The following is a 26,790-nucleotide window of genomic DNA, read 5'->3' as shown; positions in this document are numbered from 1 at the left end:
CCCGGGTGTTTCACGATCGCGAGACGGCGGTTGATTTTTCCGTTCGAGTCCACTTGCCGGCGTTTTTCGGCTAATCGCCAGATGGCGGCGACTTCGACCGGCCTTCTGAGTCGGATAGCCCGTGAACATTTGTTTATTGCATCTCCGTTTGCGGGCGATAACTACCAGCAGGAGAAGGGGTAGGAGTGCTCCGGCGGGGATTTGAACCCCGGTCATTGCCTCGAGAGGGCAATATGATTGGCCGGACTACACTACCGGAGCGGGCTTGCTGCACCCCAAGCTATCCCCGAACCACGTAAAACAGTTCCGTTTTGGATCGTGATCTGGGAGAAATTCGCACGCGGGCGGTCGAAAACCGCCGATCAGATCGACGGAGACGGAGCCGAAGACGCGGACGCCGCTCGTCGGTACCGACCTCCGTAAAATCGCGGCGGACGCGGCCTGCCCCTACGCAGGCCGAACGAGGGATCCCCCATGACCAGGATCCGTCGTCCCCGCCGTCACGTAGGCGCTCGTCCTACCTTACTATCCACCGCCTAAGGCGCGAAAACCGATTCGGAGGCGAAATTCGCGATCGACGCGTTACTGATCCTCCGGCTCGACGACCGTCGGTTCGCCGTCGGTCGAGTGGCGGATCTCGACCGCGTGGCGGGTGTGCCGCGCGTGCGTCCTGGCCCACCGGCGCGCGGCGTCTCCCGACAGTCGCTCTACCTCCTCGGGGCAGCGCAGACAGTCCGCCCGCCACGTCGTCACGTCGTCGGGATAGTGCCCCGTGTGGCGCTTGTGGTCGAGCGCGAACTGTTCGAGCGCCTGGTTTCCGACCCCCAGTTCGTCGAGTTCGTAGGAGACGTCCCACTCCCGCCCGCACGTCGTACACGAGACGATCGGCGTATCGTCGATCTCGCCGTTCGGGGGCGGAAACGGATCGGAATCGGTTTCGTCGTCGGGATGCTCGGACACGTGTTCCGATTGCAGGTCTACGCTTTTCAACGTGGCTCTGTCGCGCTCGAACGCGGCGCGGACGGGAAGGGAAGCGGTCCGTTCGCCGTCGAACGGTCGCTCCGCGTCGAAGACCTACTCGTCGTCGAACGGCGATCCGGCCGCCTCGGGTTCGTGTCCGCGCAGGCTGATCACGTTCTCGCGGCCGACGCGGAGCTTCGAGATGAGCCCCTCCTCCTCCATGTCGGAGAGGAGCATGCTCACCTTCGATTTGGACCACCCGGTCTCCTCGACGATCTTCACCTGCTTCATCCGGCCGCCCCGGTCGCGGAGCAGCGAGATCACCCGGTCCTCGTCGGAGAGCAGTTCCGTGTCGGGGACCGCCGGTTCGGTCGCCGACGGCGCGGAGCCGCCGTCGTCCGGCGGGTACCGCGGCTCGTCGCCGACCGCCGCCGCGCCGTCGCCCGAGTTCTTCCCGTACCAGAACGCCGCGGCGACGCCGCCGAGCACGATCACGAGGACGCCGACGAGCCACATCCCCGCGCCCGAATCGGACGGCTGCTCCTCCATGAGTCCGTCCGTCCGCGTCTCCGTCGCCGTCGGCTGCGCGCTCACCCCGGACTCGTTGGGGACGAACACGACGCGCGGGCGGTTGTCCGTGAACTCCATCTCGCCCTTCCACGTCACCGAGTCGCTGTCGCGGAGCGACGTGGTGTTCGACTGCGTCGCGTTGGGCTCGACCGATTCGAACACGAGCTCCGGTCCGGGTCGGACGACGAGCGACTGGCGCGGGCTGATGTACAGCCCGCCTTCGAACACGTCGCCCATGACGACGCTCTCGTTTTCGCGTTCGGCGAAGTTCGTCCACGTGAACGACATCTCGACGACGCCGATCTCGTTTCCGAGGCTGCTTTCGGTGTACGCCCGCCGGGAGAAGTTCGTCGCCTCCATCTCCCGTCCGGTCACGTTTCCGCCGTCGCGGACGAGCTTCTGCGCGTCGGTCCGGAAACCCGAGTACAGCTCGGTCTCCCCGTTGTTGAACTCCTCTGCGAACGCCTCGAAGTCCGCTCTGTCGCTTTCGTTGGAGAGCGTTCGTTCGTAGTGGAACGTCCACCTCGCAGACTGGTTCTCGTAGACGACGAGGACGACCCGATCACGATCGAACGACTCCTGCGCGTAGTTCGGATTCGCGTCCTGATGGACGTGACTATCGGCGGGCGCGCCGACCCCCGCGACGGCGGGCGAGACGGCGCACAGCGCCGTGAGGAGCAAAACCACAGCGAACGCGCCCGGTTTTTCCATCGACCTGATAAACTTCGGGCGGAGCAAAAGAGTTTTTGACACGGCTTCGGATGCGAACAGTCACCGAGTCGCACTCGGTGCGCCGGCGTGGACGGCGGTTCGGTCGGTCATACGACGCGCTTTCCGTCGCTGAAGACGTGGGCGGGATCGCGCCACGCCGCGGCGTCCTCGCTCGGGTCGGCTTCGAGCACGACGAGGTCGGCCCGGTACCCCTCCGCCACCCTTCCGACGTCGGTCAGCCCGAGCAGCGAGGCCGCGTTGACCGTCGCCGCTTCGAGCGCGGCCTTCGGCGTCAGCCCGTACTCGACGAGCAGTTCGAGCTCGCGCGGGATCTCGTCGAAGAAGTTGAACGGCGTTCCCGCGTCGGTTCCCATGGCGATTCGGACGCCCGCGTCCAGCGCGTGCTCGAAGGCGCGCTCGTAGTGTTCGATCGCCGCCTCCGTCTTCTCGACGGCTTCCGCGGGGATCCCCGCCTCGGTCCCGTGATCCGCGATCCCGCGGAGCGCGCTCGCGGTCGGCACCCAGTACGTGCCGCGGGCGGCCATCAGTTCGGCGGCCTCGCGGTCCATGTACGTCCCGTGCTCGACGCTCGTGATCCCCGCGCGGACGGCGTTCTTGATGCCGACGACCCCGTGGGCGTGGGCGGCGGTCGGGACGCCCTTCGCGTTCGCCGCCTCGACCAGCGCGTCGAGTTCGTCGGGCGTGAGCTCCGGCGCGCCGGTGAGCGCGCCCTCCGTGAGCACGCCGCCCGTCGCCATGCACTTGACGGCGTCCGCGCCGCGCTTCAACTGCTCGCGGGCGGCCTTGAGCACCTCGTCCGGTCCGTCGGCCTCGCGCCCCCACGGGTGGCCGTGACCGCCGGTCATGGTGATGTTCTGTCCGACGGCGAGCACTCGGGGACCCTCGATGACGCCCTCGGCAACCGCCCGGCGGGCGTCGAGCGCGAGCGAGTCGCGGGCGCCGAGGTCGCGCAGCGTCGTCACCCCGGCGCGGAGCGCCTTCCGGAGGTTCGCCGCCGCGCGGTACGCCGCGGTCGCCTCGCTCTCGCCGTGGACGGTGCCCGTGTCCGGTCGTCCGTCCATCATCAGGTGAACGTGCGTGTCGATCAGGCCGGGGGCGACGAACCGCCCGGAAACGTCGATCACCTCGCCGCCGTCGGCGTCGACGTCGCCGACCGCGACGATCTCGCCCCCCTCGACGGCCACGTCCGCCTCGCGGGTTCCGTCCGCGTCGACGACACGTCCGCCGCGTAATACGTTCATGCGGCTTGGTAGATGTGACCGCTCCTAAAGCCGAGGGTTCCGGCGAAGCGGACGGCGGCGGTCGGACGGACGCGCGGCGGTCGACGGCCGACCGCGCAATGACCGGACGACGCCTCCCCGTCTTCATCTCCGTCCGCTGACGCCTACGCGTCCCCGTCCGCCGGCACGGTGCCCAGGATCCGAACTTCGTCGCCGACGGACACCGACTTGCCCCACTCGGACGCGGGGACGACGGTGTTGACCATGAGCCGGAAGTAGTGATCGAACCAGTCGCCCCCGCTCCAGTCGGGGAGCGTCTCGCGGCGCTTCTCGGCGAACGTCCCCGCGAACCCCTCGTACTCCTCGCCCGTCTCGGGATCGCGCGTCGGGACGACGCAGCGCTGGCACGGGTTCACGCCCTCGAAGCGCACGCCGGAGCGACGACCGTCCGAACCGTCGGTTTCGCCGGCATCGGGTCGACTCGCCCCTCCTATCTCGCCGGCGACGGACCGGCTCGCCCCTCCTATCTCGAATGCGACGCGGCTCCCGCGGTCGGCGAACAGCCGATCCTCCCAGAAGGGCGGGACCCCGCCGATCTCGAGGTTCGCGCGGAGCCGCCGCCGCATGCTCTCCTCGTCGATCCCCGGGAACCACGAGGCCGCCTCGCGGATCGTCGCCGTGCTGATGACCGTCGGCCCCGACGCCTCCGCGTCGTCCGGGAAGCCGCCGGCCGGGTCGCGCCGCAGCTCGATCGGCTCCCCGAAGTACTCCGAGAGCCACTCCGTCAGCGCCCCGCGGTCGCCTCGGAGTGAAAACGTTCGCTCCCCGCGATCGGGCGCGCGGAGCGTCACGGTCCCGGCCGCCGGGTCGACCGCCGACCGGAGCCGATGGACGGCCCGGTTCCGCTTGCCGTTGACGTAGTTCCCTTCGGCGTCGAACAGCGCGTACTCCCGGTCGCCGGCGATCCCGCCGTTCTCGACGATCCGCGCCGACTCCACCTCGCGCGGATCCAGCGACTTCACCGGAAACGTGGTGACCCGCCGGAGCGTCGGCGTCGGATCGTCCGCGTCTGACACGGTTCGCTCCGTCGCTACTCCCCGCCCCGCTCGGCGTCGAACCCGGCGTCGTCGGAGGCGGCGTCGCGTTCCTCGGCGAGCAGTGGTTCGATCTCCTCCGTCGGGAGCGTCCGGTACCCCTCGTCGGCGGTGACGGTGATCACGCTCAGCCCCGCGGCGTCGAGCTCCTCCTCGTCGGCCGCGAGCGCCCGGATCGCGAGCCGGAGCCCCGAATCGAGGTCCATGTCGTCGACGTATTCGGCTTCGAGCAGCTCCTGGATCGACTCCCGGTCGGCACCGATGGCGACGGCCCTCCACTCCTGCGACGTCCCCGAGGGGTCCGTGGCGAACAGGTGCGCCCCAGCGTCGTCGACGCCGCCGAGCAGGAGCGACGCGCCGTACGGGCGCGTGCCGCCGGCCTGCGTGTTCTCCTGGATGTGGTCCGTGACGGCCGTCGTCAGCGTCTCGACGCCGATCGGTTCGCCGTAGCGCAGGCGGTTGATCTGCGACTGGCGGCGGGCGAAGTCGACGAGCTGGCGGGCGTCGGCGACGTGGCCCGCGCTGGCCGCGCCGACGTGGTCGTCGACCTTGTGGAGCTTCTCGACGCTCTCCGCCACCATCAGCGACGAGCCGACCCGGCGGCGGGCCGCGAGCACGACGCCCTCGGACGTTCTGATTCCGACGCCGGGAGCGCCGCGTTTCACGGCCTCGCGCGCGTACTCGACCTGATAGATCCGACCGTCGGGCGAGTAGAGCGAGGTCCCCCGGTCGTACGCCTGCTGATTCGGACGGTTCATCGACCGCTTCCCCCTTCGCCGGCGAACGGCGCGGCGACGCTGTCAGTCATCACCGGCCGGTACGACCCCGCGCCGGAAAAAGGCACCTCACCCAGCGAGCGGTTCGGGAAGCGGAAGGCGGAAACGGTCAGTCCCGCGTCCCCGCGACCTCCACGACCTCGGCGTCCGGGGCGTTCCGCTTCACGCTCTCGATGCCCTGTTTCGCCTTCTGGCGCGTCGCGTATCCCTCCCCGCCGTCCGCGATGATGTTGCCGTTGTCGTGGCGGAGCCGCCAGCGGTACTCGCCTCGCCCGTCCTCGTACACCTCGAACGTCGCCTTGCTCATAGTATATGAGTAGACAGTAACTGTAAAAACAGTGTTGGAAGCGTAACTAACCGAACCCCGGCGGGCTCGTCCGGCGTCCCGCCAGACAGCGTCATATAGCTGCGGCGCCCCTAGACTACCGTCATGAGTACGAAAGAGGAACTGCCCGAGAAAGAACTCACGGCGGACGAAGAGCACTTCCGCTCGGCCGACGCGCAGTCCCGGTTCGATTTCAAGAAGGAGCAGAAGGCCGCGTTCCAGGCCGAGAAGGGCCTCACCGAGGAGACGATCCGCGTCATCTCGGCGGACAAGGGCGAGCCGGAGTGGATGCTGAAGCGCCGCCTCCGCGCGCTGCGGATGTTCGACGCGATGCCCATGCCCTCCGGCTGGCCGGGGCAGCCTGACCTGTCGGAGGTCGACGTGAACGAGATCGTCCCGTACATCCGGCCCGACGTGGAGACCCGCGGCGGCGTCCGCGACTGGAACGAGCTCCCGGAGGAGATCCGCGACACGTTCGACAAGCTGGGGATTCCGGAGGCCGAGCGCAACGCCCTCTCGGGCGTCGGCGCCCAGTACGAGTCCGAGATCGTCTACCAGAACATGCAGGAACAGTGGGAAGAGCAGGGCGTGATCTTCTGCAACATGGACGAGGCCGTCCAGGAGCACCCCGACATCGTCAAGGAGTACTTCATGACGAAGTGCGTGCCGCCGTCGGACAACAAGTTCGCGGCGCTGCACGGCGCTATCTGGTCCGGCGGCTCCTTCGTCTACGTGCCGGAGGGGATCACCGTCGAGATGCCGGTGCAGGCGTACTTCCGGATGAATTCGGAGGGGATGGGCCAGTTCGAACACACGCTCATCGTCGCCGAGAAGGGCAGCGAAGTCCACTACATCGAGGGTTGCTCCGCGCCCAAGTACGGCGTGTTCAACCTGCACTCCGGTGCCGTCGAAGTGTTCGTGGGCGAGGACGCGCACGTGCAGTACTCGACGGTGCAGAACTGGTCGAAGAACACCTACAACCTCAACACCAAGCGCGCCATCGTCGAGAAGGGCGGCCGCATGGAGTGGATCTCCGGCTCCATGGGCTCGAAGTCCACTATGCTGTACCCCGCGACGATCCTGAACGGACGGGGCGCGAGCGACAACCACATCACCATCGCGTTCGCCACCGCGGATCAGAACATCGACACTGGCGCAAAGGTGTACCACAACGCCCCCGAAACCAAGTCCACGATCGTCTCGAAGTCGATCTCGAAGGACGGTGGCCGCACCAACTACCGCGGGCTGGTCCGCATCGCCCACGGCGCGAAGGACGCCGCCTGCTCCGTCGAGTGCGACGCGCTGATGTTCGACAACGAGAGCCAGAGCGACACGATGCCGCACATCGAGATCCACGAGAGCGACGTCGACGTCGCCCACGAGGCGACGGTGGGGAAGATCGGCGACGAGGACGTGTTCTACCTCCAGTCGCGCGGCCTCGGCGACGACGACGCAAAGCAGCTCATCGTCTCGGGGTTCATCGAACCGATCACGAACGAGCTGCCGATCGAGTACGCGGTCGAACTCAACCGCCTGGTCGAACTCGAAATGGAGGGCAGCCTCGGGTAAGCAGCCGGACGAACGATCCTCTTTCGCCTCCTCTTCCGTCTTTTCGGGCCGACGCCCCTATCCGCGCTCGATCCCTCCGTTCTCACGCGCAATGGTCAACGCCTTCTGGCTCGATCGGGATCTGCGGCGGGCGGCCGAGTGGCTGGTCGACCGGCACGTCCTGAGCAGCGTCTTCGAGGGGTCGATGGTGCTGACGACCGCCGCGCGGCTGAACGGGTATCCCGATCCGGAGGACGACCTGTACTTCACCCACGCGGGCCATCCGCTCACCCGGTGGGCCGCCGCCTCGCGCGAGAACTGGCGGCGCGTGTACGACTACGTCGACCGCGCCCACGACGAGTGGCGCTACCGCTGGGACCACGACGACGACCGGGTCCACGGTTCGTGGGCCACGGTGGGGACGCTGGACGACGACCTCCTCTCAGACCTCGCGTGGCCGGAGACGGGGCGGTCTGATCCCCCGCAGGTGACCGGCGGCTGGAAGGCCGACGACTACGTCGACGCCTACCGGCTCTACTACGCGAACGAGAAGCGCCACCTGTTCGGCTGGGCCAAGGACCGAACCGAGCCGCCGTGGATCGACGAGTACACGGTGCCGGAGGGACCCGACGCCCACCGGTTCTGAGAACCCGAGAGTCCCGCCGACTGACGACGGCGGCACAGCGCCCCGTCAGGCGACCTTCCGACGCCGGTACTCGACGAACGCCAGCTCCCCGCGCTCGTCGCGGCTCACCTCCTCCCACCCGCTTTCGTCCCACTCGGGGAACCGCGTGTCGCCCTCGAATTCTCGGTCGATCTCGGTGAGGACGAGGCGGTCGGCCCGCGGGAGGAACTGCTCGTACACGGTCGCCCCGCCGATCACGAAGACGGTGCCGTCCCCGCCGGCGGCTTCGCGGGCGGCGTCGACGGCTTCGTCGACCGACGCCGCGAGAACGGCCCCGTCCGGCAGCTCCGGGTCGCGCGTGCTCAGAACGACGTTCGTTCGATTGGGGAGCGGGCCGCCGAGCCGGGCCGCGATGCTCTCGTACGTCCGCCGGCCCGCGATCACCGGGTGGCCGGTCGTCGTCTCCTTGAAGTGCTCGAGGTCCTCGGGGTAGTGCCACGGCACGTCGCCGTCGGCCCCGATGACGCCGTTCGCCGCGACGGCGGCGATCAGCGCGATCTCGATCCCGGCGTCCGTCTCCGTCTCCATCTCGGTCTCCGTCTCCGTCTCCGTCTCCATCCCCGCTTCCGTTCTGTTCCCCCTTCGTCTCCGTTTCCTCCCGCCTGACTGCGTTACGGTGCGAGGCGGTTCTTCCGGTTCCGCATGTGCTCGTTGTAGTGGGCGAACGTGATCGGACACCACTCCTCGGCGAGGCCGAGGACGCTTTCGGTCAGCTCCCTGATCTCCCACTGCGCGTCCGCGGCCGCGCGCATGTCGGCCACGTGCATCAGCATCCGCACGTTCATCGACATCACGATGTTGACCTCGGTGCCGATCGGAAGGACGAACCGGGCGTCCTCCGGCGGCATCCCGAGATCCAGCAGTTCCTGGTAGTCGGCGACGGAGCGGCTCACGGACTCGCGGAACACCTCCTTCCGCCTCTCGACCGTCTCCTCGTCCACCGCTCCGGTCTTCTGGTTCCGGCCCACCCAGTTCGGATCCGACGCCGAGGGCGGCGTCACGACCATCTCGCCCGCCGCGACGTCGTCGGGGTCGACGTCGTCGAAGGAGACGTAGCGCATCGACTGCACGTCGAAGCTGACGTGGCGGTGGCGCGTGATCTGCGCCATGCAGGAGCGGCTGACGCCCTCGACGGCGAACGTCGCCTGCGGGTGCTCGAACGGGCCGAAGTGGCCGTGGTCGAGCAGGTGGCCGATGAGCGTCTCCATCTTCTCCTCGGTCGTCTCCCCGTCGACGGGCGCCATCGTCTCCTCGAACGATTGCTCGCCGACGAACCCCGCCGAGTAGTCGTTGCGGGCCCCCTTACAGATGAGCTCCTCCGGGTTCGGTGTGGCTTCGAGCAGGCGTACCTCCATACCTCCTCGGCGTGCGCCACGGGGGATAAATACGACCGGTTTCGCTCGAACCGTCAGAACCAATCCGTCGGGAGACGGACGAGAGGCATGATCCACAACGTCGCACAGGGCGTCCGCGCGTTCACGAGCAACGCCTTCCTCGTCGAGGGGGAGCGCACGGTTCTCGTCGACGCTGGCGCGAACTTCGACGTGGTCGCCCGCCTCCGCGAGCGCGTCGAGCGGGTCGACGCGGTCGTCCTGACGCACACGCACCCGGATCACGTCGGCAACGTGGACGCGGTCCGGGACGCCTTCGGCGTCGAAGTCTGGGGGTTCGATCTGGACCGTCCCGCCGTCGACCACGCGATCGGCGACGGGGAGACGGTTCAGCTGGGCGATCACAGCTACGTCGCGCTTCACACGCCCGGACACAAGGACGACCACCTCTGCTTTTACTCGGAGGACGCGGGCGTGCTCTTCGCGGGGGATCTGATCTTCCAGAACGGGAGCTTCGGTCGGACGGACCTCGAAGAGGGCGACCGGCCGACGCTGATCGAGAGCATCGACCGGGTGCTCGAAACCGTCGACGAGTCGCTCGGCGAGATGCACGTCGGCCACGGTCCGAGCGTCGTGACGAACCCCTACCACGACGTCGAACTGGCGAGCCGGGCCGCACGGATGGGCTGATCCCCGGTCAGCTGCGGGCCGCCGCCGCTTCCAGGAGCGCCCCGTACGCCGGTTCGTACGCCTCGGCGACCGCCGACGGATCGGACCGCTCCTCGCTCGTCAGCGCGGGCAGGGGGACCGTCTCGACGGGGTCGAGCAGTTCGACGACGGCCCCGACCCGCTCTTCGAGTTGCCCCTCCCGCGGGCTGCCGCGCACGACCGAGCGCGCGTCCAGGTACCGCCCGCCGTCGTACACGCGGGCTCGGCCCGGATCGACGACCGCGACGGCGTCAGCGTCGAGGTCCGACAGGGGAACCGCGATGTCGCCGTACGACTCGACGACCGCCGTCTCCGCCCGCCGCACCACCTCCGACAGCCGCCGGAGCGCCGGAAGGTGGTACTCGACCATCGCGTCGTTGAACGCTCCGACGTCGCCGACGCGGACTGCGCCGTCCAGCGGGAGCGCCTCGCGGACGCGGTCGGGGAGGCGGCCGTTCGCCTTCGCCTCGACGTTGACGGCGAACAGCGGGCCGCCCGGCGTCGTCACGCGGTCGACGAGGAACGTCCGGCCGCGCTCGCCGAGCAACCCCGACCGTCCGGGGGTCGGTCGCCACAGCCGGTGGATCGGGTTGAGCTCCTCCGGCGTCCAGTCGCCCGCGCTCGCCGCAGCGAGGCGCGCGGCGTCCTTGCCGTAGAGCCGTCCCTCCGCTGCCGCCGTCCGGTAGTCGTCGTGGTCGAACCAGTAGTCGTTGCCGGCGCGGGGTTTGAACCCGACCGGGGCCGCGCCCCGCCCGCGGAGGTGCGCGAGGAGCCCGACGGAGAAGGTCGTCTTCCCGGCGTCGACGCGGTCGGCTCCCGCGACGAGCAGCGTCATCGGTCGCCGTCCGTTTGCAGGCCGTAGTACCCGGGCTCGTCCTCGCTCGGCGGTTCGGCGACGACCATGTCGTCCGCGTTGCGCACGATCCAGGGGATGGCCCAGTCGAGCAGGATCTCTTCGGTCTCCACGTCGATCTCCGCGTCCGGATCGAGCCCCTGGAGCATGCGGGCGATCTCGTAGACCGTGTACATCAGGTCCGGATCGAGGAGCTCCTCCGCCGCGTAGAAGTCGCACGGATACAGGGCCGGAAACTCGTCTTTCGGTTTCGGCATACGCGGAGGTACGACCGGCCGGTCGTAAACACTGGCGGTCGAACGCGCTCTCCGTCCTCCGCCCGATCCTGTAACACGGTTGTCACACACGAAAATGGTTATCTGCCGCGGGAATCTGCCAAACGTATGAGCGACGCGACGGATCGACTCCTGGCCGTTCTCCGGGATTTCGGCGGCGACTCGCTGCGCGACGCGTGGCTGTTCGACCAGTGGACCCACGAGCGGCTGTACGTCCGACCGGACGTCGAGGCGGCGATCGCAGACCTCGACGTGGAGGCGTTCGTCGACAACGAGCGCTACGGATACGTGACACGCGACACCTACGAGTCGCTGTACTACGCCGAGTACGAGTACACGGTCAGGGGCTTCTCGGCGTTCGAACAGTTTCGCACCTTCCTCGCCGACACCGACGCCCGGATCGGCCTGTTCGCCGGGTTCGACCGGCGCGACGGGAGCTACGACTTCCCGGCGCTCGACGCCCGCATCCGGGAGATCGTCGGCGAGTACTCGATCGAGGAGTTCAGGCCCTCCGACGGCGTCGACAGCCTCAGCTCGTCCGCGTGACGGGACGGCGTCGCGCCCGCGCGTCGCTCGTCGATCACGCGCGTCGAAAAAATTCGGATCTGCCGACCGGTCCTACTCGAAGATCTCGACGGCCTGCTCGTAGCGGCGGCTCGGCTCCTCCCAGTCGACGACCTCGAAGAACGCGTCGATGAAGTCGCCGCGGGCCGGCCCGTAGTCGTAGTAGTAGGAGTGTTCCCACACGTCGAGCGCGAGGATCGGGTGGCTGCCCCAGAGCGCGCCCTGGTCGTGCTTGTCGACGACCAGGTTGCGCAGCTGATTCGAGAAGCTGTCGTACACGAGCAGCGCCCAGCCGCTGGCGTTCTTCGCGGCGGCCTCGAACTCGCCCTTCCAGGCGTCGTAGGAGCCGAAGTCCTCCTCGATCCGGTCGGCGAGCGCGCCCGTCGGCTCGTCGCCGCCCTCCGGGCCCATGTTCTGCCAGAACAGGTCGTGGAGAATGTGCCCGCAGCCGTTGTGGGTGACGTTCCGGATCGCGCTGCCGGACGACCCGAAGTCCCCGCTCTCGCGGTTCTCCGCGAGGGTCTCCTCGGCGCTGTTCCAGCCGTTCACATACCCCTGGTGGTGGGTGTCGTGGTGCCAGGTCAGCACCTGCTCGGAGATGCTCGGTTCGAGCGCGTCGTAGTCGTACGGAAGCGGCGGAAGTTCCTGACTCATGGGTGATTCCTCCGTCCGTTGTTTATTCAGGAACACTGTTAAACTTTGAGGAGTGGTACGATAGCACGCATCACGGTTCCGGGGGCGGCGGAACGAATCAGGGGAGGGCCGAAACGGGGAAAAGGTGAACGGGGCCGGCGGCGACGCCTACTGGATCGTCCGGCCCTTGCAGTCGTCGTAGCGCTGGGCGACGTCGTCCCAGTTGACGACGTCCCAGAAGTTGTCGACGTACTCGCCGCGGTTGTTCTCGTACTGGAGGTAATAGGCGTGCTCCCAGACGTCGAGAACTAAAAGCGGGGTCGTCCCCTGCGGCGTCTGGTTCTGGTGGTTCTCCGCGATGCCGACGATCATCTGGTCGCCGAGGTGGTCGTACAGCAGCATCCCCCAGCCGGAGCCCTCAACGCCCTTTGCGGCCTCGGAGAAGTGCCGCTTGAAGCCGTCGAACGAGCCGAACCGCTCCTCGATGGCGTCGGCGAGTTCGCCGCCGGGCTCGCCGCCGCCGTCGGGGCTCATGTTCCGCCAGAAGACGGTGTGGTTGACGTGCCCCGACAGGTTGAACGCGAGGTTGCGCTCGACGCCCTTGATGTCGCCGAAGTCGCCGCCCTCGCGCATGCTCTGCAGCTTTTCGAGCGCGCTGTTCGCGCCGTCGACGTACCCCTGGTGGTGCTTGTCGTGGTGCAGTTCCATGATCCGCGCGTCGATGGCCGGTTCGAGCGCGTCGTAGTCGTACGGAAGATCCGGAAGTTCGTAAGTCATCTTCGCCTCCGGTCGAAGCATCGACCGAGAGCGGATTAAATGTAAGCCAAGCTATCGTTACGTGGGAGTGTCGCTCCCCGTGACGTGCGGCCGGCGGCGCACCGGCCGCCGAGCGGTCACCGCCGGGCCACCGTACCGCGCTGTCGAGCGGTCACCGCCGGCCCACCGTGCCGCACTGTCGCGGGTCCGCTACGAACGGACGACCGTCCCCCGATCGTATTCGAGCGTCGTCGCCACCCGTTCGGCGATCGCCGCGCCGGCCTCGCGCTCGACGAGGTGGAGCGCGAGGTCGGGGCCGGAGGTGACCCCGCCGGCGGTGAGGAGGTCGCCGTCGTCGACCACGCGGGCGTCCACGACCTCCGCGCCGGATTCCCGGAGCGCTTCGATCGCGCTCGCGTGCGTCACGGCCGGGCGACCGTCCGTCAGCCCGGCGGTCGCCAGCAGCATCCCGCCGGTGCAGACGGACGCGACGGTCGCGCCGGCGGCGTGGTGGGCGGCCGCGGCCTCGGGGATCACCCCCTTTTCGGCCTCGCTCCACGCGCCGGCCTCGCTCCGGTCGTTCCAGCCGCCGCCGGGGACGACGACGACGTCGGGGCGGTCGGCGTCGTCCGGGTCGGGGAGCGCCCCGTCGGGTTCGACCCGGAGGCCGTGGCTGGCGACGACGACCTCCCGCCCGTCGAGGGTGACGAGCCGCGGCTCGATCCCCGCGCCGTACCCCGCGGCGGTCGCGAACACCTCGTACGGGCCGATCGCGTCGAGTTCGTCGAAGCCCTCGTAGAGGACGATGTCGATCCGGACCATGCGGTCCCTGCGAGAGGGGGCGAGAAAACGGTTTCCCAGGCGGCGAGACGCGCGTTCGAAGGCGGCTCGCGCCCGGGCTTTATAGACCCCGCCGGCGTGTTCCGACTCCGAACACGCTCGACAGACTTTAACCGGACGAGTCGAGTCGTCACCGTGTGAATGAGGTCCCGGATCCGGCGGACGTGTTCCGGCTTTTGGACGACGAGTACGCCCGGACGATCCTCGTCGAGACGAGCCGGGAACCGCTGTCCGCGAAGGACCTCAGCGAACGGTGCGACGCGTCGCTGCCGACGATCTACCGCCGAGTCGACGACCTCAGGACGCTGGACCTGCTGGTCGAACACACCAAGCTCGATCCCTCGGGCAACCACTACACGCTCTATGAGTCGACCGTCGAACACATCGACATCGAAATCCGAAACGGGGAGTTGGACGTGACCCTCACGCACCACGAAGACGTCGCCGACCGGTTCACCCGCGTCTGGGAGGACATCCGGAGGACCGACGGATGAGCGTCTGGATCATCGCCGGGAACCTGCTCGCCATCGCGCTCGGCTTCCTCATCGCCTACCAGGCGTTCCGGGGCTACCGGCGCAACCAGAGCACGCCGATGCTGTACCTCTCCGTCGGGTTCGCGCTCATCAGCGTCGGGGGCGTCCTGGACTGCTCGCTCTTCGACCTCGTCCACGGCGTGGTTCCGCTGCCCGGAATCGTCCGAACGGCGCTCGTCTTGGCGGGGATGGCGCTCATCTCGTACTCGCTGTACGTCTGACCGCCGCGCCGCCGTCTCGGCGGGAGAACGGATCGATCTCGATCTCACTCCCCGCCGCGCGCCCGCTCGAACGTCTCGATCGCCCGCTCGCGCCGCTCGCCGTGGTCGACGATCGGGGCCGGGTAGTCCGGCGCCGCCTCGTCGCGCTCTTCGTTCCCGAGTTCGTGCCACGAGTGGATCGTCCCGGCGTCGACGCCGGCCAGCTCCGGCACGTACTCGCGGACGTACTCGCCGTCGGGATCGTACCGCTCGCCCTGCGTCATCGGGTTGAAGATCCGGAAGTACGGCTGGGCGTCGGTGCCGGTCGAGGCCGCCCACTGCCAGCCGCCGTTGTCGTTCGCCGTGTCGTGGTCCGCGAGGTGCTCGCGGAAGTGGGCGTACCCCTCGCGCCAGTCGACGAGCAGGTCCTTCGTGAGGAAGGAGGCCACGATCATCCGGACCCGGTTGTGCATATACGCCTCCCGCCTGAGCTGGCGCATCCCGGCGTCGACGATGGGATACCCCGTCTCGCCCGCTTTCCACGCCAGAAGCTCCTCGTCGCGCCCGTCCCCCGACCGCCAGTCGATACCGTTCTCGTACGCCCTGTAGTTCTCCGCGACCACGTTCGGGTTGAAAAAGAGGACGTGCGCGTAGAACTCCCGCCACGCGAGCTGGGACCGGAACTCCTCGACCGAGTCGCGTGCGTCGTCCGCGGCGTCCGCGCTACCCGCGTCGCTCGCGGCGTCCGCCTTCGCCCCCTCCGTCGCCTCGTACACCTCGCGGATCCCGATCGTCCCCCACTTGAGGTCCGCCGAGAGCCGCGACGTGGCGTCCCGCGCCGGGTAGTCGCGGTCGGCCTCGTACCGGTAAATCGCGCCGTCGCAGAACGCATCGAGGCGGCCCCGGGCCGCGTCGGTACCGGCCGACCGGATCTGCGCGTCCGGCTCGTCGAACCCCAGATCGCCGATCGTCGGCAGCGCGTCGCCTTCGACCTCGGCGAGCCGATCGGCGTCGGGGGCGGCGTACGGCTCCGCCTTCTCGCGGTCGCGCCACTTCCGCCGGAAGTAGCTGAACACCGAGTACGGCTCGCCCTCGTTGGTGGTGATCGATCCCGGCTCGTGGTGGACCGCGTCGTGGTACGACTCGCGCGCGCGACGCCGACCCCGTCGAGCGCCTTCCGGACGGCCGCGTCGCGCTCGCGCCCCAGCCCCGAGTAGTCGCGGTTCCAGACGACGCGCTCGGCGTCGTACTCCTCGGCGAGGGCGGGAACGACGGATCGCGGGTCGCCGCGCGCGACGACGAGATCGCTCCCCCGGTCGCGGTACCACTCCCGGAGGGCCGAAAGGGCGTCGAGCATGTACCGGACGCGCGGCGGGGCGGCGAACGAGAGCACGTCCGGGTCGAAAACGAACGCGGGGACGACGCGGCCGAACTCGTCGACGGCGTCGGCGGCCTCGGCGAGCCCCCGGTTGTCCGCCGCCCGCAGATCGCGCCGGTGCCAGTGTATCTGCATGTCTCCCTGTGCGTTTCGCGCGCCGTTAAGCTACCGTCCCGTTCGGCCCCGCCGCCGCGATCGCCCTGGCTACAGCGGGCCGCCGCCGCTGGGAGTTCCGCTACGGGAGGTCGATCGCTCCGCGGCGTCCGTCGAGGATCGAGAACCGTTCCCCGCGGCGGAGTTCGAGCCAGCGAAGGAGGCGCTCGGCCCAGCCGAGCTTCTTCGCCTTGATCGGATCGACCGAGGGGTCGTCGAAGTCCCAGCCGACGAACGTCAGCGTCCCCGCGCCGAACTCGTCGGCGATGAACGCGGCCCGGTCGCCGTCGGTGAACCCGCCGTAGTTGACCACCGGACCGACCGGCGCGGCCTGCGTCGTCGCGAGGGTGTGCTCCGGGTCGAACGCCGGAATCCACTCGCGCACCGCCGCGAGATTGTCCCCGTGGGCGTGCGCCGCGACGGGGACCCCCTCGCGGGTCAGGTCGCGCGCGGTTTCGACGTTCTTGTCCAGGTCGGTGACCATCAGATCGACCGCGATCCCCGCGTCCCGAAGGAGGTCCGCCGCGGTCGAGGCGGCGAACACGTAGTCCGCCTCGGCGGCCCGCTCCGCCTCGTCGGCGAGCGAGGGACCCGCGCCCGCCACCGCCACCGCGGCGCCTTCGACGCCCGCGAACCGGCCGGTGTCGAACGGGCGCGCGAGGTCCGCGAGCGCGTCGCGCGACGCCTCGTCAGCTTCCCGACTAAATCCGAAATCCGACAGGATCGACTCGTAGGCCGGCTCCCACTCCGAGAACTTCACGGCGGTCGCTCCGCGGTCGTAGTACGGTATGGGCCGGAGTGGCACCAAGTACCCCTACCCGTGTGCCGTTCCGGCTTCCACGAGATCGGTTCCGGCCAATCCGTCATAAGTTTTCTCTTACTGACCGACATGAAGACTTATGTGTACGGCTGACCGATACTTTCGATCGCATCGTCGAGCGCGGGGGAGACCCCGAGCGCCGTCGACGCGAGGTCGGCCAGCGCCCGCGGGGTCCCGAAGAGGAGGACGCCCGTCCCGTCCGCGGCGTCGACGACCGTCGCTCCCGCGTCGGCGGCTCCCGCGCGGAGCGCCCCGCGCTCCTCGGCGTCGAGACCCGAGAGTTCGAACGCGCGGGTGACGCACTCCGCGGCCGCGGCCTCGTCCGCCCCGAGGCGTTCGAGGTGGCGCGCGCCCTCCCGGGGCGTCGTGACGTCCAGTTCCTCGACGCTCACGTCGCCCTCCTCGCGGACGCGCTCGCGGGCGAACGCCGCCCCGATCAGCGCGGCGTCGCGCGTCTCGGCCACGTCGTGCGTCCGGATCACGTGCGCGCCGCGTTCGACCGCCATCGAGGTCGCCGCGAGGCTCGCCGGCAGCGCCTCCTCGGTCGACCGGCCGGCGACGTCGCGGAGGAAGTTCTTCCGGTTGATCGAGACGAGGATCGGGCGACCCAGCCCGCGGAACTCCCGCAGGCGGCGGAACGTCTCGCGGTCGTCCTCCAGGGTCTTCGCCTCGCTCCAGCCGCCGAACGCCGGATCGACGATGGTCTTGTCGGTGAACCCGTTCATCTCGAGCGCCTCGTAGATGTCGTCAACGCTCTCGACCGCCCCCGGCCGCGCGAGGTCCGGCGGACTCGCCATTTTGACGACCGCCGCGTCGCGCTCCTCGCAGACGCGGGGCATCTCCGGGTCGGCGAAGCCGCAGATGTCGTTGACCATGTCGAAGCCCGCCGACAGCGCCGCGTCCGCGACCTCGTGGTAGCGCGTCTCGATGGAGAAGACGGCGTCGCCGCCGACGCTCTCCATCGTCTCGATCGCGAGGTCCAGTCGCTCCAGTTCCTCGTCCGCCGAGAGCACCTCGAACCGCTTGTTCGCCGATTCCAGCCCCACGTCGACGATGTCCGCGCCCTCGTCGACGAGGTCCGCGTCGACGTACTCGGCCGCCTCTCCCGGGTCGTCGAACACGCTCGGCTCGTACGGCGACTCGGCGCTCACGTTCAGCACGCCCATGATACGCGGCGGGTGATCGTCCCCGATTCCGAGGCCGGCCGCGTCCACGTTTCGCATACGCGGTGGGTGGGACCCGATCACTATAGGCGGTCCGATACGACGCGCGGCGCGCCGGCGTTCGGCCGATCCTGTCTCGCCCCGAAATCGGTCCGCTCTCCCCCCGCGGAGCACCGATCGCTGCGCCCGCGGATAAACTGAGCGACTGTCGCATACGTAACTGCACCATAAGATATTATAAAGTAATAAACTAAAAGAAACGGTCTGGGAGTTCGTAATGAGATTCGAACGTCGCACGTTCCTACGGCTCGCCGCGACCGCGTCGGTCGCGGGCAGCGCTTCGATCGAATACGGCAGCGTCCCCGCCGCGGCGGCGGCAGGTACCGACTGCGGAGCCGTCGACACCGTCCCCAAGATCGAGTTCTACTCGTCGGCCAGCCAGGTGGATCCGAACTACGGGGCGTTGACGGACGAGTCCGTCGTCGCCGTCTGGGCCGAACCGACGGCCACGAACGCCGACGACGACGGGAACGGCGACGCCTACGTCTACGACGACCTCACGCCCATTCCGCTGACGTCGGTCGACCGCGGCGTCTACGGCTTCGGCGCGATCCTGCTCCAGGACGACGACGTCGACTTCGACTACGGCAACGAGGAGTTCGTCCTGAACGCGTGGGACGCGGAACTCGGCGGTTCCGGCACCGTTCTCTGGGACGAGGGGCACGGTCAGTACTACACGCTCGACACGTGCTCGCAGTTCGAGAGCTACGCCGAGGATAACGGCTACGCCGTCGCGCCCACGACGTCCCTGGCGAGCGACCTCTCGAACGCCGACGCCGCGGTCATCACCTCGCCCGGCGAGGCGTTCAGTTCCGCCGAACTGGACGCGCTCGTCGACTTCGTGTCGAACGGCGGCGCACTGTTCCTCCACGACCAGTCGGATTACAGCGACTACGACGGGACCGGGTACCTCAACGACATCGCGGCGTCTCTCGACCTCGCCTACCGGTTCAACGACGACGACGTCAACGACGGCACCAACAACGTCGGCGGGGACGACTACGACGTCCTCACGAGCCAGTTCAACGCCAACGCGTTCGACCTGTTCGCGGACCGGAGCGGTATCGGACTCGACGCCGGCGTCCGCTACGAGGCGACCGTCGACAGCGTCACCGACGGTGACACGGTCGACGTCACGTTCGCCGACGGCACGTCCGCCGAAGTCCGCCTGCTCGGATTCGACTCGCCGGAAACGAAACGGAACGGCCGCTACGAGAAGGTCGAAGAGTGGGAGGGAATCGAAGACGACGGCTACCTGGCCGACTGGGGCGAAAGCGCCAAGGACTACGCGACGCAGGAACTCGACGGCGAGGCGGTCGAGATCGAGATCGACGCCGCGGAGGACGTCTGGGATCCGTTCGGACGCCTGCTGGCGTACGTCTACTACGATCAGGACGGCGACGGCAGCGTCGACACGCTGTTCAACGAGGAGATGGTCGCGAAGGGGTACGCCCGGGTGTACGGCTCCAACCTGACGAAACACGACGCGTTCTGGGAGGCCGAGGACGACGCGCGGGCGAACGGGCTCCGCGTCTGGCAGGAGAGCGACCCCGAGAACACCTCCGAAGTCCGCGACCGCGCGGTCGAGGCGGTGTTCGTCCCGAACGCGTCGAGCGTCCGCACCGGCGGCGGCGCCATCTCGCCCTCCCGCGTTCCGGTGTTCGCCGAGAGCACGGCCACGCAGGACCTCCGAGGCGGCGTGGCGTACGACGGCGACGTCCCGCTGGTCGGCGTCGATTCGAGCGCCCGCGTCGCCGTGATCGGCGGCCTGCCGATCGACGAGGAGTACCGCGGCGACGTCACCGACTACGAGCACGAAGTCTTCCTGACGAACCTCGTCGACTCTCTGTCGGACAGGACCGGCCAGATTCTCGTCGAAGGCGGCCACGGGCAGTTCAACGAGCGGCACTCGCTGTCGAACGAGGACGCCGTCGCCTACCAGCGCTACCTCGAAGGGCAGGGCATCGCGTTCGAGCAGGTCAACTCGCTCGACGGCGTCGGAGACAACGCGCTCTCGACGGCTCGGGCCCTCGTCGTCACCTCGCCGCGGTCGTGCTACTCGTCCGACGAAGTCGACGCGCTGAGGGCGTTCGTCGACGACGGCGGCGCGGTGATCATGATGGGAAGCGGCTACGGCAAGATTGCGCCGGACACCCGGAACAACTTCAACGACCTCGCCGCCGCGCTCGGAACGGACCTCCGCCTCAACGCGGATCACGTCTTCGACGACGATCACAACGTCAACGACGATCCCGCGCTGCTGTACACCGCGAACCTCAACACGTCCGACTTCTCGCTGTGGGACCCCTACAGCTGAGCGACGCGCTCCGGTCCGCGTCGAACGCTCGTCCGCCGCCGGATAGCCGCCGAGCGCGGCCGGGAGTCACGCTCTTTTTATCGGCAGACCCGTTAGTCCCGAGGTATGGCGAAGGTCAGCATCGGGCTTCGCGGGTGGCGGTTCGAGGAGTCCGAAATCTTCACCGACGAGGGCGAGTTCAAGCCCCTGGAGGAGATTCCGGCGGACCCGAAAGAGCGGCTCGTCCGGCTGAGCTACCTCATCGAAAAGCCCTGCGACGCCTGCTATCTGATCCACGGCGAGGAGGAGATAACGCGGTGCAACCAGGCGAGGATCGTCTACGGCGAACCGATGGACGAGGTGCTCCTCTGTGACCGACACGAGGCGGACTTTCTCTTCTGGTTCCGCGAGGTCGGCGGCCGCGACCTCGTCGGCGACGAGGACTTCCGCGACGCGTTCCACGAGTGGTTCGTCGGCGGCGGCCGGGCTCCGGAGGGGTACGCCGGGATCGAACACGTCGACACCGACCCCGACGACCTCCCGACCCCGCCCGACCCGCAGGAGATCCAGGATCGGCTGAACGAGCACTTCGAGGGCCGGCGGATCGACATCCGCGCCGGGACCGCCACCGGCTTCGGCGACGACGAGGACGGGAAGCTCGCCGCCGACAGCGTCGCGGACGGCGTCGAAGCGGCGAGAACGGACGCCGATACGAACGCCGACGAAGACGAAGAGAACGGTGAGGGGGACGACCCGGAGGACGACCTCTCGCTCGACGACGTGGACTTCGGCATCCGCTATCCGAAGAAATGAGCCGCCGCAAGCCGGTCGTGGTCGTCGTCGAGCCCGAGACGCCGGGGAACGTCGGCACCATCGCCCGGGCGATGAAGAACTTCGGCCTCTCCGAGCTCAAGCTCGTGAACCCTCCCGCGCTCCGCCCCGACGGCGAGGCGTACGGCTTCGCCGGGCACGCCCGCGAGGACGTCCTGCCGAACGCCGAGGAGGTCACCTTCGACGAGGTCGTCGAGAACTACCACACCGTGGGGTTCACCGCCATCACCAACGAGGACAGCCGCCGGCACGTCCGCTTTCCGTTCTCGACGCCGCGGGAGCTGAAAGAGCGTCTGCGGACCGTCGACGCCCCGACCGCGCTCGTCTTCGGCCGCGAGGGCCGCGGGCTGAACAACGACGAGCTCGAACGGCTCGACGAGGTGTGTTCGATCCCGGCGAGCGCCGAGTACCCGGTGCTCAACCTCGGGCAGGCGGCGACGGTCGCGCTGTACGAACTGCGCGACCTCACGGTCGAGGAGACCCAGCTCCCGGACGTGGAGCTCACGCGGGCCGAGGAGAGCGAGATCAAGCGCTTTTACGACTTCTTCGACGAGTTCCTCGACGCGTCGGGCTACAACGAGCGAAAGCGCGCGAAGACGAACCGCCTCGTCCGGCGGCTCGTCGGCCGCGCGCACCCGACCGACCGCGAGATCAACACGCTGCTCGGCGTGTTCCGCCGGGCGACCGACCAGCTCCGCGAGCGCCGAGCCGTCGTCGACGAGTCCGACCGCCGGGACGGCCGGCGGTGAGCGCGGCCCCCTCGGAGCCCTCACTTCCCCCCGTCGGAACCCCGTCGCGCGTACATCACGAGCGACACCATCGACAACGCGAGCTCACCGTCGTCGGTGAGCGTCTCAGCCCGACTCGTGACCAGGCCGCGATCGGGGCGCTCCGGCTCCTTGTCGAGGACCTCCGTCCGGACCGAGAGCACGTCGCCGGGGCGGACGGGCCGACGCCAGCGAAGCTCTTCGAGACCTTTCGCCCCCAGCGACGCCGCTTCGCCGAAGTGGTGATCGACGAGCACGCGCATGGTGATCGACGCCGTGTGCCAGCCGCTGGCGATGAGGCCGCCGTACATCGACTCCTCCGCGGCCCGCTCCGGATCGACGTGGAACCATTGCGGGTCGTAGCGCTCGGCGAATTCGACGATCTCCTCTCGGGTCACCTCGTACTCGCCGAATTCGGCGGTGTCGCCCACCGAGAGGTCCTCGTAGAAGATACGCGGCATCGGTGAGACGAATGCCGGGAGCGCGTAAGTAAATTCGGACCGCTCGTCGACCGCGCCTCCGTCGTCGAGCACGTCGGCGAGGGTTCATAAACGAAGAGGGGACCAGAACCCCCGTGACCTGACGCTCCGCCGCGGGACGGTTTCGCGGGTGTACGGCACCCCGTTCCGCGGACCCGAGTCGAAGCCGAGACGCTGCGATTCCCCGTGCCGTCTGTCAGCCTCCGAGAGAGCGACTACGATCGCTTCTGGATCTCCTCGCGCAGCACGTCGCTCACGACGCCGCCGTCGGCCTTGCCGCGCAGCGCGCCCATCGCCTCGCCCATGAGCGCCGAGAACGCGCCCATGCCCTGCTCTTCGACCTGCGCCTCGTTGCGCTCGACGACCTCGGCGACCGCCTCCCGAACCGCCTCGTCGTCGACGCCCGCCAGGCCAGCCTCCTCGACGGCCGCCTCCGCCGAGAGGCTCGGATTCTCCGCGAGCACCGCGAGCACCTCGCTCACGCCCTCCTTCGCGAGATCACCCTCCTCGACGAGCGACAGCACGTCGAGGAAGTGCTCGTCCGCGAGATTTTCGACCGGGACGTCGTCGCGGCGGAGCTCTGTCACGGTGCTCTCGAGGGTGCCGGCGGCGAGCGTCGCGTCGACGCCCCGGTCGACCGCCCGCTCGAAGACGAGCATCCGGCGGCCGAACGCGACCTGCTCGGCGAGGCCGGCGTCCAGACCGTACTCGTCCTGATAGCGCTCGACCTTCTCGGTGAGGAGCTCGGGCACTTCGATCTCGCTCGGATCGGGCTCGACCGGCGGTACGTCGGTTTCGGGGTACATCCGCGCCGCGCCGGGCAGCGGACGCAGGTAGCGCGTCGTGCCGTCCTCGTTCGCGCCGCGGGTCTCCTCGGGGACGCCCTCGATCGCGGCCCGCGCGCGCTCGGCGACCGCCTCGATCGCGAGATCCGCGGTCGTGGAGTCCGCGGCGACGATGGCGACGGCGTCGTCCTCGCCCGCGCCGACCGCCTCGCACAGCGCGTCGACCTCCTCGTCGGTGACGCCGTAGGCGGGGAGCTCGTCGGTGTGGAAGATGCCGCCGGCCCCGTGGCGCTTCGCGTGGTCGGAGAGTTCGGTTCCGAGGCGGCGGTCGGGCTGGATCTCCCGACCGACGAGCCCGTCGAAGCCGAAAAGCGGGACGGCGGCGACCTTTCCGCCGTCGAGAACGCTCGCGATGACGCCGCTTTCGGTGTCCTCGAAGACGCGCGTGACGTCCCGCGGTTCGCCCACGCTCGCGCCCCGGTCCCGGAGCTCGTCCCGGATGGCGAGCAGTTCGACCTGTCGTCCCACCTCCCCCCTGACGATGTCGTCGATGTCGTCGAGGCTCTGGACGCCCTTCATCTCGACGCGGGCGCCCTCGGCGATGGAGACGTTCACGTCCTGCCGGATGGTGCCGAGCCCGCGCTTCACCTTCCCGGTCGAGCGGAGGATCATCCCGATCGTCTCGGCTGCTTCGCGGGCCTGCTCGGGCGACCGGATGTCCGGCCCGGTGCCGATCTCGACGAGCGGAATGCCGAGGCGGTCGAGGCTGTATCGGACGCCGTGGTCGGTCTCGTCGACGCGCTGGGCGCTCTCCTCTTCGAGGAGGAGGTCCTCGACGCCGACCGGTCCCTCGCTCGTCTCGATCTCGCCGTCCTGTCCGACGAGCGTCGTCCGCTGGAACCCCGACGTGTTCGACCCGTCGACGACGATCTTCCGCATGACGTGCGCCTGATCGACGACGCCCATCTCGAGCATCGTCGCGATCTGCATCGCGACGTCGAGCGCCTCCGCGTCGAGCAGCCCCGGAGGCTCGTCGTCCTCCTCGACCAGGCAGGTCGTGTCGTACGCGAGGTACTCGAACTCGCGGTCGACGCGGCTCTCTTCGAGCGCAGCCTCGTCGATCTCGCCCAGTTCGCTCCTCGTCGGGTGGAGATAGCGGGTGAACCGCCGGACCGCCTCGTCGGGCTCGCGGCGCTCGGTGGGACACTCACAGAAGAGCTTCGTCTCGGTGTCGAGCTGCTGGTGAATTTCCAGCCCCGCGACGAGGCCGAGGTCCTCGTAGTCGTACTCGCTCATTAGCGGGGTGTGGGTCCGGGGGAGGTAAAAAGGATACAGTCTGCGCCGCGCGCGAGGGTCGTCGGACCACGTTGTTCGCTCGGGAGGGCCTGTCGTCCGACGGCGAAGAGGAGTAGCCGTGTCGCGGTCCGTCAGGCGCCGAGGAGCGCCGACGCGGTGCGGGGTGGTAGTTCAGCGGGTGCGACTCCGTCGGCGACGGATCCGCCGCAACCCTTCGCCGAGCCCTTCGGAGTCGCACCCGTCCGCGGGACATCGATAGTACCACCCGTCCCGAGTCGCGCGACCCTCCGGGAACTCGGACCCGCACTTTCGGCACACGAGCATGTCCCGTCCCCCGGTTTCCCGGTGAAGGTTCACCCCAGACATGACTAAAAACTCAGCGGCATTTACCTTGAAAATGTCGTTTCTACCCGAGTGCGGGTCTGAGAAAGGAAAACGCGCGCCGTCTACCGATTCGTCGCCTTCGGATCGCGCCGTCGGCCGGTCAGTCGTCGCCGAGGATTCCGCGGTGCGTCATCTTCGCGGGGTCGAGTACCTCGTCGGCCTCATCCTCGTTGAGGTACCCCTTCTCGATCACGACTTCGCGGACGGTCTTGTTCCGCTTGAGCGCCTCCTTTGCGACCTCGGCCGCCCTGTCGTAGCCGATGGTCGGATTGAGCGCCGTCGCCAGCGCCATGCTCCGTTCGACCTCCTCGGCGCAGTGCTCCGCGTTCGCTTCGAGCTTGGCGACGAACCGCTCGGCGAACACCTCCGACGCGTTCGAAAGCAGCTCCGCCGACTCGAGGAAGTTGTGCGCGAGCACCGGCTTGTAGAGGTTGAGGTCGAGCTGCCCCTCGGCCGCGCCCGCCGCGACGGCGGCGTCGTTGCCGACGACCTGCTTGTGGACCTGGTTGACCGCCTCGGCGACGACGGGGTTGATCTTCCCCGGCATGATCGAGGATCCGGGCTGGTTCTCGGGCTGTTCGATCTCGCCGAGCCCGTTTCGCGGTCCGGAAGCGAGCAGGCGCAGGTCGTTGGCGATCTTGTTGAGCGATCCCGCCACGGTGCGGAGCGCGCCGTGGGCTTCCGCCATGGCGTCGTGGGCGGCCTGCGCCTCGAAGTGGTTGTCGGCCTCGCGGAACTCGGTCCCCGTCTCCTCGGAGATGTAGTCGGCCGCCAGCTCCGGGAAGTCCGGGTGGGTGTTCAGCCCGGTGCCGACGGCGGTGCCCCCGAGCGCCAGCTCGCGCAGGTGGTCCTGGACGTCCTGTACGCGCTCTATCCCCTTTTCGATCTGCGTGCGGTAGCCGCCGAACTCCTGGCCGAGGCGGACGGGCGTCGCGTCCTGCAGGTGCGTCCGGCCGGTCTTGACCACGCCGTCGAACTCCGCTTCCTTGTCGGCGAGCGCCTCGCGGAGCGTCTCAAGCGCGGGCAGGAGATCCTTCTCGGCGGCCTCCAGCGCGGCGACGTGCATCGCCGTCGGGATCACGTCGTTCGACGACTGCCCGAAGTTGACCTCGTCGTTCGGGTGGACGACGCGGGAACCGATCTCCTCGCCCATGAGCTCGGCCGCCCGGTTGGCGATGACCTCGTTGGCGTTCATGTTCGAGGACGTGCCCGATCCGGTCTGGAACACGTCGACCGGGAACTGGTCGTCGTGCTCGCCGGCGATCACCTCGTCGGCCGCCTCGACGATCACCGCCGCCACGTCCTCGTCGATGAGCCCGAGGTCGCGGTTCGCCTGCGCGGCCGCCTTCTTCACGACGCCGAGCGCCCTGATGAACCGCCGGCCGAAGGTGATGCCGCTTATCGGGAAGTTCTCCACGGCGCGCTGGGTTTGCGCGCCCCAGTACGCGTCCGCCGGTACACGCATCTCGCCCAGGCTGTCCCGTTCCGTGCGGTAGTCCTCACCCATGCGTGCGTGCACGCGTAGCGCGGTGGTAAAACCCACCGATGCCGGACGGGACGCGGCTCGCCGAGTCGCTGTTCGCACTCCGGTCGCGAATACGCGTCTGTCCGGAGAGGTCCACCGTCGAGGTACAGTATTTATTCGGGGGTAATCCCTCCGTCGTTTAAAAATTCACTCAGATTAGTGAGAATGCGGGAAACACTTAACTTTCGAGGTGGCGGAGTCGGTCACGACCTTTGATGAGGGATCTGCTATGAGAGAACGCAAATCGAAC

29 protein-coding genes, 1 tRNA gene and 1 pseudogene are annotated in these 26,790 nt (G+C 68.6%); 10 read left to right on the top strand and 21 right to left on the bottom strand.

Annotated features, from left to right (window positions below; genetic code table 11):
- Positions 1-186: 186 nt before the first annotated feature.
- The 4 genes from CNO20_RS19890 to CNO20_RS19875 form a co-directional block, all read right to left on the bottom strand.
- A tRNA-Glu gene (locus CNO20_RS19890) sits at positions 187-261 on the bottom strand.
- 321 nt (positions 262-582) lie between these two features.
- Positions 583-960, bottom strand: coding sequence for a DUF8062 family protein (locus CNO20_RS19885; RefSeq protein ID WP_101297958.1), 378 nt, complete (start codon positions 958-960; stop codon positions 583-585).
- Positions 961-1,074: 114 nt separating this feature from the next.
- Positions 1,075-2,241, bottom strand: a complete 1,167-nt coding sequence (locus CNO20_RS19880) for a helix-turn-helix transcriptional regulator (protein ID WP_101297957.1) — start codon at positions 2,239-2,241, stop codon at positions 1,075-1,077.
- Positions 2,242-2,348: 107 nt separating this feature from the next.
- On the bottom strand, positions 2,349-3,503 hold the full coding sequence (locus CNO20_RS19875; RefSeq protein ID WP_101297956.1) for a metal-dependent hydrolase family protein: 1,155 nt from the start codon (positions 3,501-3,503) through the stop codon (positions 2,349-2,351).
- 14 nt (positions 3,504-3,517) lie between these two features.
- Here CNO20_RS19875 and CNO20_RS24185 point away from each other — a divergent pair, with 14 nt between their 5' ends.
- Positions 3,518-3,643 carry a hypothetical protein gene (locus CNO20_RS24185; protein WP_269844164.1) on the top strand — a complete coding sequence of 42 codons (126 nt, stop codon included), beginning with the start codon at positions 3,518-3,520 and terminating at the stop codon, positions 3,641-3,643.
- A gap of 3 nt (positions 3,644-3,646) precedes the next feature.
- Here CNO20_RS24185 and CNO20_RS19870 read toward each other — a convergent pair whose 3' ends face one another.
- The 3 genes from CNO20_RS19870 to CNO20_RS19860 form a co-directional block, all read right to left on the bottom strand.
- A complete protein-coding gene (locus tag CNO20_RS19870; RefSeq protein WP_101297955.1) occupies positions 3,647-4,558 on the bottom strand; it encodes an MOSC domain-containing protein in 912 nt (303 codons plus the stop codon).
- A 14-nt stretch (positions 4,559-4,572) separates the two neighbouring features.
- Positions 4,573-5,334 carry an archaeal proteasome endopeptidase complex subunit alpha gene (gene psmA, locus CNO20_RS19865; RefSeq protein ID WP_101297954.1) on the bottom strand — a complete coding sequence of 254 codons (762 nt, stop codon included), beginning with the start codon at positions 5,332-5,334 and terminating at the stop codon, positions 4,573-4,575.
- Between the two features lie 127 nt (positions 5,335-5,461).
- Positions 5,462-5,659 (bottom strand): HVO_2922 family protein, encoded by a 198-nt coding sequence (locus tag CNO20_RS19860; RefSeq protein ID WP_101297953.1) that lies wholly within the window; start codon positions 5,657-5,659, stop codon positions 5,462-5,464.
- Between the two features lie 123 nt (positions 5,660-5,782).
- Between CNO20_RS19860 and sufB the strand changes: the two genes are divergently transcribed.
- Together sufB and CNO20_RS19850 are read left to right on the top strand one after the other, a co-directional pair.
- On the top strand, positions 5,783-7,246 hold the full coding sequence (sufB, locus tag CNO20_RS19855) for a Fe-S cluster assembly protein SufB (protein ID WP_101297952.1): 1,464 nt from the start codon (positions 5,783-5,785) through the stop codon (positions 7,244-7,246).
- A 91-nt stretch (positions 7,247-7,337) separates the two neighbouring features.
- A complete protein-coding gene (locus CNO20_RS19850; RefSeq protein WP_101297951.1) occupies positions 7,338-7,871 on the top strand; it encodes a hypothetical protein in 534 nt (177 codons plus the stop codon).
- A gap of 45 nt (positions 7,872-7,916) precedes the next feature.
- Here the strand turns inward: CNO20_RS19850 and CNO20_RS19845 are convergent, their stop codons facing one another.
- The gene (locus tag CNO20_RS19845) at positions 7,917-8,468 is read right to left on the bottom strand and encodes a dihydrofolate reductase (protein WP_394337278.1); all 552 of its coding nucleotides are present in this window, start codon (positions 8,466-8,468) and stop codon (positions 7,917-7,919) included.
- Between the two features lie 53 nt (positions 8,469-8,521).
- Positions 8,522-9,265 (bottom strand): FAD-dependent thymidylate synthase, encoded by a 744-nt coding sequence (gene thyX, locus CNO20_RS19835; RefSeq protein WP_101297948.1) that lies wholly within the window; start codon positions 9,263-9,265, stop codon positions 8,522-8,524.
- 87 nt (positions 9,266-9,352) lie between these two features.
- Here thyX and CNO20_RS19830 point away from each other — a divergent pair, with 87 nt between their 5' ends.
- Positions 9,353-9,931, top strand: a complete 579-nt coding sequence (locus CNO20_RS19830) for an MBL fold metallo-hydrolase (protein WP_101297947.1) — start codon at positions 9,353-9,355, stop codon at positions 9,929-9,931.
- 7 nt (positions 9,932-9,938) lie between these two features.
- Here CNO20_RS19830 and CNO20_RS19825 read toward each other — a convergent pair whose 3' ends face one another.
- Together CNO20_RS19825 and CNO20_RS19820 are read right to left on the bottom strand one after the other, a co-directional pair.
- Entirely contained in the window at positions 9,939-10,784 is an 846-nt protein-coding gene (locus CNO20_RS19825; protein ID WP_101297946.1) for an ATPase, read from the bottom strand.
- Positions 10,781-11,059, bottom strand: a complete 279-nt coding sequence (locus tag CNO20_RS19820) for a DUF5827 family protein (protein WP_101297945.1) — start codon at positions 11,057-11,059, stop codon at positions 10,781-10,783. The genes CNO20_RS19825 and CNO20_RS19820 overlap by 4 nt, the downstream gene beginning before the upstream one ends.
- Positions 11,060-11,185: 126 nt before the next feature.
- On the opposite strand from CNO20_RS19820, the gene CNO20_RS19815 reads away from it, so the two are divergent.
- Complete coding sequence (locus tag CNO20_RS19815; RefSeq protein ID WP_101297944.1) at positions 11,186-11,623, top strand: DUF7522 family protein; 438 nt, start codon at positions 11,186-11,188, stop codon at positions 11,621-11,623.
- 72 nt (positions 11,624-11,695) lie between these two features.
- Here CNO20_RS19815 and sod read toward each other — a convergent pair whose 3' ends face one another.
- From sod to CNO20_RS19800, 3 genes are all read right to left on the bottom strand, one after another.
- Positions 11,696-12,295 (bottom strand): superoxide dismutase, encoded by a 600-nt coding sequence (gene sod / locus CNO20_RS19810; protein WP_101297943.1) that lies wholly within the window; start codon positions 12,293-12,295, stop codon positions 11,696-11,698.
- 147 nt (positions 12,296-12,442) lie between these two features.
- Positions 12,443-13,072 (bottom strand): superoxide dismutase, encoded by a 630-nt coding sequence (locus CNO20_RS19805; protein WP_233204262.1) that lies wholly within the window; start codon positions 13,070-13,072, stop codon positions 12,443-12,445.
- 168 nt (positions 13,073-13,240) lie between these two features.
- Complete coding sequence (locus CNO20_RS19800; RefSeq protein ID WP_101297942.1) at positions 13,241-13,852, bottom strand: DJ-1/PfpI family protein; 612 nt, start codon at positions 13,850-13,852, stop codon at positions 13,241-13,243.
- A gap of 155 nt (positions 13,853-14,007) precedes the next feature.
- On the opposite strand from CNO20_RS19800, the gene CNO20_RS19795 reads away from it, so the two are divergent.
- Together CNO20_RS19795 and CNO20_RS19790 are read left to right on the top strand one after the other, a co-directional pair.
- Entirely contained in the window at positions 14,008-14,364 is a 357-nt protein-coding gene (locus CNO20_RS19795; RefSeq protein WP_101297941.1) for a winged helix-turn-helix domain-containing protein, read from the top strand.
- On the top strand, positions 14,361-14,624 hold the full coding sequence (locus CNO20_RS19790; RefSeq protein WP_101297940.1) for a DUF7521 family protein: 264 nt from the start codon (positions 14,361-14,363) through the stop codon (positions 14,622-14,624). Before CNO20_RS19795 ends, CNO20_RS19790 begins: the two co-directional genes overlap by 4 nt.
- 44 nt (positions 14,625-14,668) lie before the next feature.
- On the opposite strand, the pseudogene CNO20_RS19785 reads toward CNO20_RS19790, so the two are convergent.
- The 3 genes and pseudogenes from CNO20_RS19785 to CNO20_RS19775 form a co-directional block, all read right to left on the bottom strand.
- Positions 14,669-16,116 (bottom strand): annotated as a pseudogene (locus tag CNO20_RS19785) (cryptochrome/photolyase family protein).
- A 100-nt stretch (positions 16,117-16,216) separates the two neighbouring features.
- Positions 16,217-16,894 (bottom strand): 6-hydroxymethylpterin diphosphokinase MptE-like protein, encoded by a 678-nt coding sequence (locus CNO20_RS19780; protein WP_101297939.1) that lies wholly within the window; start codon positions 16,892-16,894, stop codon positions 16,217-16,219.
- Between the two features lie 137 nt (positions 16,895-17,031).
- Positions 17,032-18,177 carry a dihydropteroate synthase gene (locus tag CNO20_RS19775; RefSeq protein WP_101297938.1) on the bottom strand — a complete coding sequence of 382 codons (1,146 nt, stop codon included), beginning with the start codon at positions 18,175-18,177 and terminating at the stop codon, positions 17,032-17,034.
- Between the two features lie 217 nt (positions 18,178-18,394).
- On the opposite strand from CNO20_RS19775, the gene CNO20_RS19770 reads away from it, so the two are divergent.
- The 3 genes from CNO20_RS19770 (at position 18,395) to CNO20_RS19760 (ending at position 22,053) form a co-directional block, all read left to right on the top strand.
- Complete coding sequence (locus CNO20_RS19770) at positions 18,395-20,494, top strand: DUF4350 domain-containing protein (RefSeq protein ID WP_101297937.1); 2,100 nt, start codon at positions 18,395-18,397, stop codon at positions 20,492-20,494.
- Between the two features lie 105 nt (positions 20,495-20,599).
- Positions 20,600-21,286 (top strand): DUF8114 family protein, encoded by a 687-nt coding sequence (locus CNO20_RS19765; RefSeq protein WP_101297936.1) that lies wholly within the window; start codon positions 20,600-20,602, stop codon positions 21,284-21,286.
- On the top strand, positions 21,283-22,053 hold the full coding sequence (locus CNO20_RS19760) for an RNA methyltransferase (protein ID WP_101297935.1): 771 nt from the start codon (positions 21,283-21,285) through the stop codon (positions 22,051-22,053). Before CNO20_RS19765 ends, CNO20_RS19760 begins: the two co-directional genes overlap by 4 nt.
- 20 nt (positions 22,054-22,073) lie before the next feature.
- On the opposite strand, the gene CNO20_RS19755 is transcribed toward CNO20_RS19760, so the two are convergent.
- From CNO20_RS19755 to CNO20_RS19740, 4 genes are all read right to left on the bottom strand, one after another.
- Positions 22,074-22,532, bottom strand: a complete 459-nt coding sequence (locus CNO20_RS19755; RefSeq protein ID WP_101298007.1) for a MaoC family dehydratase — start codon at positions 22,530-22,532, stop codon at positions 22,074-22,076.
- A gap of 233 nt (positions 22,533-22,765) precedes the next feature.
- Positions 22,766-24,631, bottom strand: coding sequence for a Glu-tRNA(Gln) amidotransferase subunit GatE (gene gatE, locus CNO20_RS19750; RefSeq protein ID WP_101297934.1), 1,866 nt, complete (start codon positions 24,629-24,631; stop codon positions 22,766-22,768).
- A gap of 171 nt (positions 24,632-24,802) precedes the next feature.
- Complete coding sequence (locus CNO20_RS24235; protein WP_101297933.1) at positions 24,803-24,997, bottom strand: HVO_2901 family zinc finger protein; 195 nt, start codon at positions 24,995-24,997, stop codon at positions 24,803-24,805.
- A gap of 118 nt (positions 24,998-25,115) precedes the next feature.
- On the bottom strand, positions 25,116-26,522 hold the full coding sequence (locus CNO20_RS19740) for a class II fumarate hydratase (protein WP_101297932.1): 1,407 nt from the start codon (positions 26,520-26,522) through the stop codon (positions 25,116-25,118).
- Between the last annotated feature and the right edge of the window lie 268 nt (positions 26,523-26,790).

The organism is Halegenticoccus soli, from assembly GCF_002844195.1.
GTDB classification, from domain to species: Archaea; Halobacteriota; Halobacteria; order Halobacteriales; family Haloferacaceae; genus Halegenticoccus; species Halegenticoccus soli.
Note: the sequence above shows the minus strand (reverse complement) of the source record. Positions and strands in the feature narration are given on the sequence as shown.

Bases quoted from the DNA above. Each gene is read 5' to 3' on its own strand.
- CNO20_RS19800 (WP_101297942.1), bottom strand. From the start codon at position 13,852: ATGGTCCGGATCGACATCGTCCTCTACGAGGGCTTCGACGAACTCGAC.
- sufB (WP_101297952.1), top strand. From the start codon at position 5,783: ATGAGTACGAAAGAGGAACTGCCCGAGAAAGAACTCACGGCGGACGAA.
- CNO20_RS19765 (WP_101297936.1), top strand. From the start codon at position 20,600: ATGGCGAAGGTCAGCATCGGGCTTCGCGGGTGGCGGTTCGAGGAGTCC.
- psmA (WP_101297954.1), bottom strand. From the start codon at position 5,334: ATGAACCGTCCGAATCAGCAGGCGTACGACCGGGGGACCTCGCTCTAC.
- sod (WP_101297943.1), bottom strand. From the start codon at position 12,295: ATGAGTCAGGAACTTCCGCCGCTTCCGTACGACTACGACGCGCTCGAA.
- CNO20_RS19880 (WP_101297957.1), bottom strand. From the start codon at position 2,241: ATGGAAAAACCGGGCGCGTTCGCTGTGGTTTTGCTCCTCACGGCGCTG.
- CNO20_RS19755 (WP_101298007.1), bottom strand. From the start codon at position 22,532: ATGCCGCGTATCTTCTACGAGGACCTCTCGGTGGGCGACACCGCCGAA.
- CNO20_RS19790 (WP_101297940.1), top strand. From the start codon at position 14,361: ATGAGCGTCTGGATCATCGCCGGGAACCTGCTCGCCATCGCGCTCGGC.
- CNO20_RS19850 (WP_101297951.1), top strand. From the start codon at position 7,338: ATGGTCAACGCCTTCTGGCTCGATCGGGATCTGCGGCGGGCGGCCGAG.
- thyX (WP_101297948.1), bottom strand. From the start codon at position 9,265: ATGGAGGTACGCCTGCTCGAAGCCACACCGAACCCGGAGGAGCTCATC.
- CNO20_RS19740 (WP_101297932.1), bottom strand. From the start codon at position 26,522: ATGGGTGAGGACTACCGCACGGAACGGGACAGCCTGGGCGAGATGCGT.
- CNO20_RS19805 (WP_233204262.1), bottom strand. From the start codon at position 13,072: ATGCTTCGACCGGAGGCGAAGATGACTTACGAACTTCCGGATCTTCCG.
- CNO20_RS19775 (WP_101297938.1), bottom strand. From the start codon at position 18,177: ATGCGAAACGTGGACGCGGCCGGCCTCGGAATCGGGGACGATCACCCG.
- CNO20_RS24235 (WP_101297933.1), bottom strand. From the start codon at position 24,997: ATGTCTGGGGTGAACCTTCACCGGGAAACCGGGGGACGGGACATGCTC.
- CNO20_RS19845 (WP_394337278.1), bottom strand. From the start codon at position 8,468: ATGGAGACGGAGACGGAGACGGAGACCGAGATGGAGACGGAGACGGAC.
- CNO20_RS19875 (WP_101297956.1), bottom strand. From the start codon at position 3,503: ATGAACGTATTACGCGGCGGACGTGTCGTCGACGCGGACGGAACCCGC.
- CNO20_RS19825 (WP_101297946.1), bottom strand. From the start codon at position 10,784: ATGACGCTGCTCGTCGCGGGAGCCGACCGCGTCGACGCCGGGAAGACG.
- CNO20_RS19770 (WP_101297937.1), top strand. From the start codon at position 18,395: ATGAGATTCGAACGTCGCACGTTCCTACGGCTCGCCGCGACCGCGTCG.
- CNO20_RS19815 (WP_101297944.1), top strand. From the start codon at position 11,186: ATGAGCGACGCGACGGATCGACTCCTGGCCGTTCTCCGGGATTTCGGC.
- CNO20_RS19760 (WP_101297935.1), top strand. From the start codon at position 21,283: ATGAGCCGCCGCAAGCCGGTCGTGGTCGTCGTCGAGCCCGAGACGCCG.
- CNO20_RS19820 (WP_101297945.1), bottom strand. From the start codon at position 11,059: ATGCCGAAACCGAAAGACGAGTTTCCGGCCCTGTATCCGTGCGACTTC.
- CNO20_RS19860 (WP_101297953.1), bottom strand. From the start codon at position 5,659: ATGAGCAAGGCGACGTTCGAGGTGTACGAGGACGGGCGAGGCGAGTAC.
- CNO20_RS19830 (WP_101297947.1), top strand. From the start codon at position 9,353: ATGATCCACAACGTCGCACAGGGCGTCCGCGCGTTCACGAGCAACGCC.
- gatE (WP_101297934.1), bottom strand. From the start codon at position 24,631: ATGAGCGAGTACGACTACGAGGACCTCGGCCTCGTCGCGGGGCTGGAA.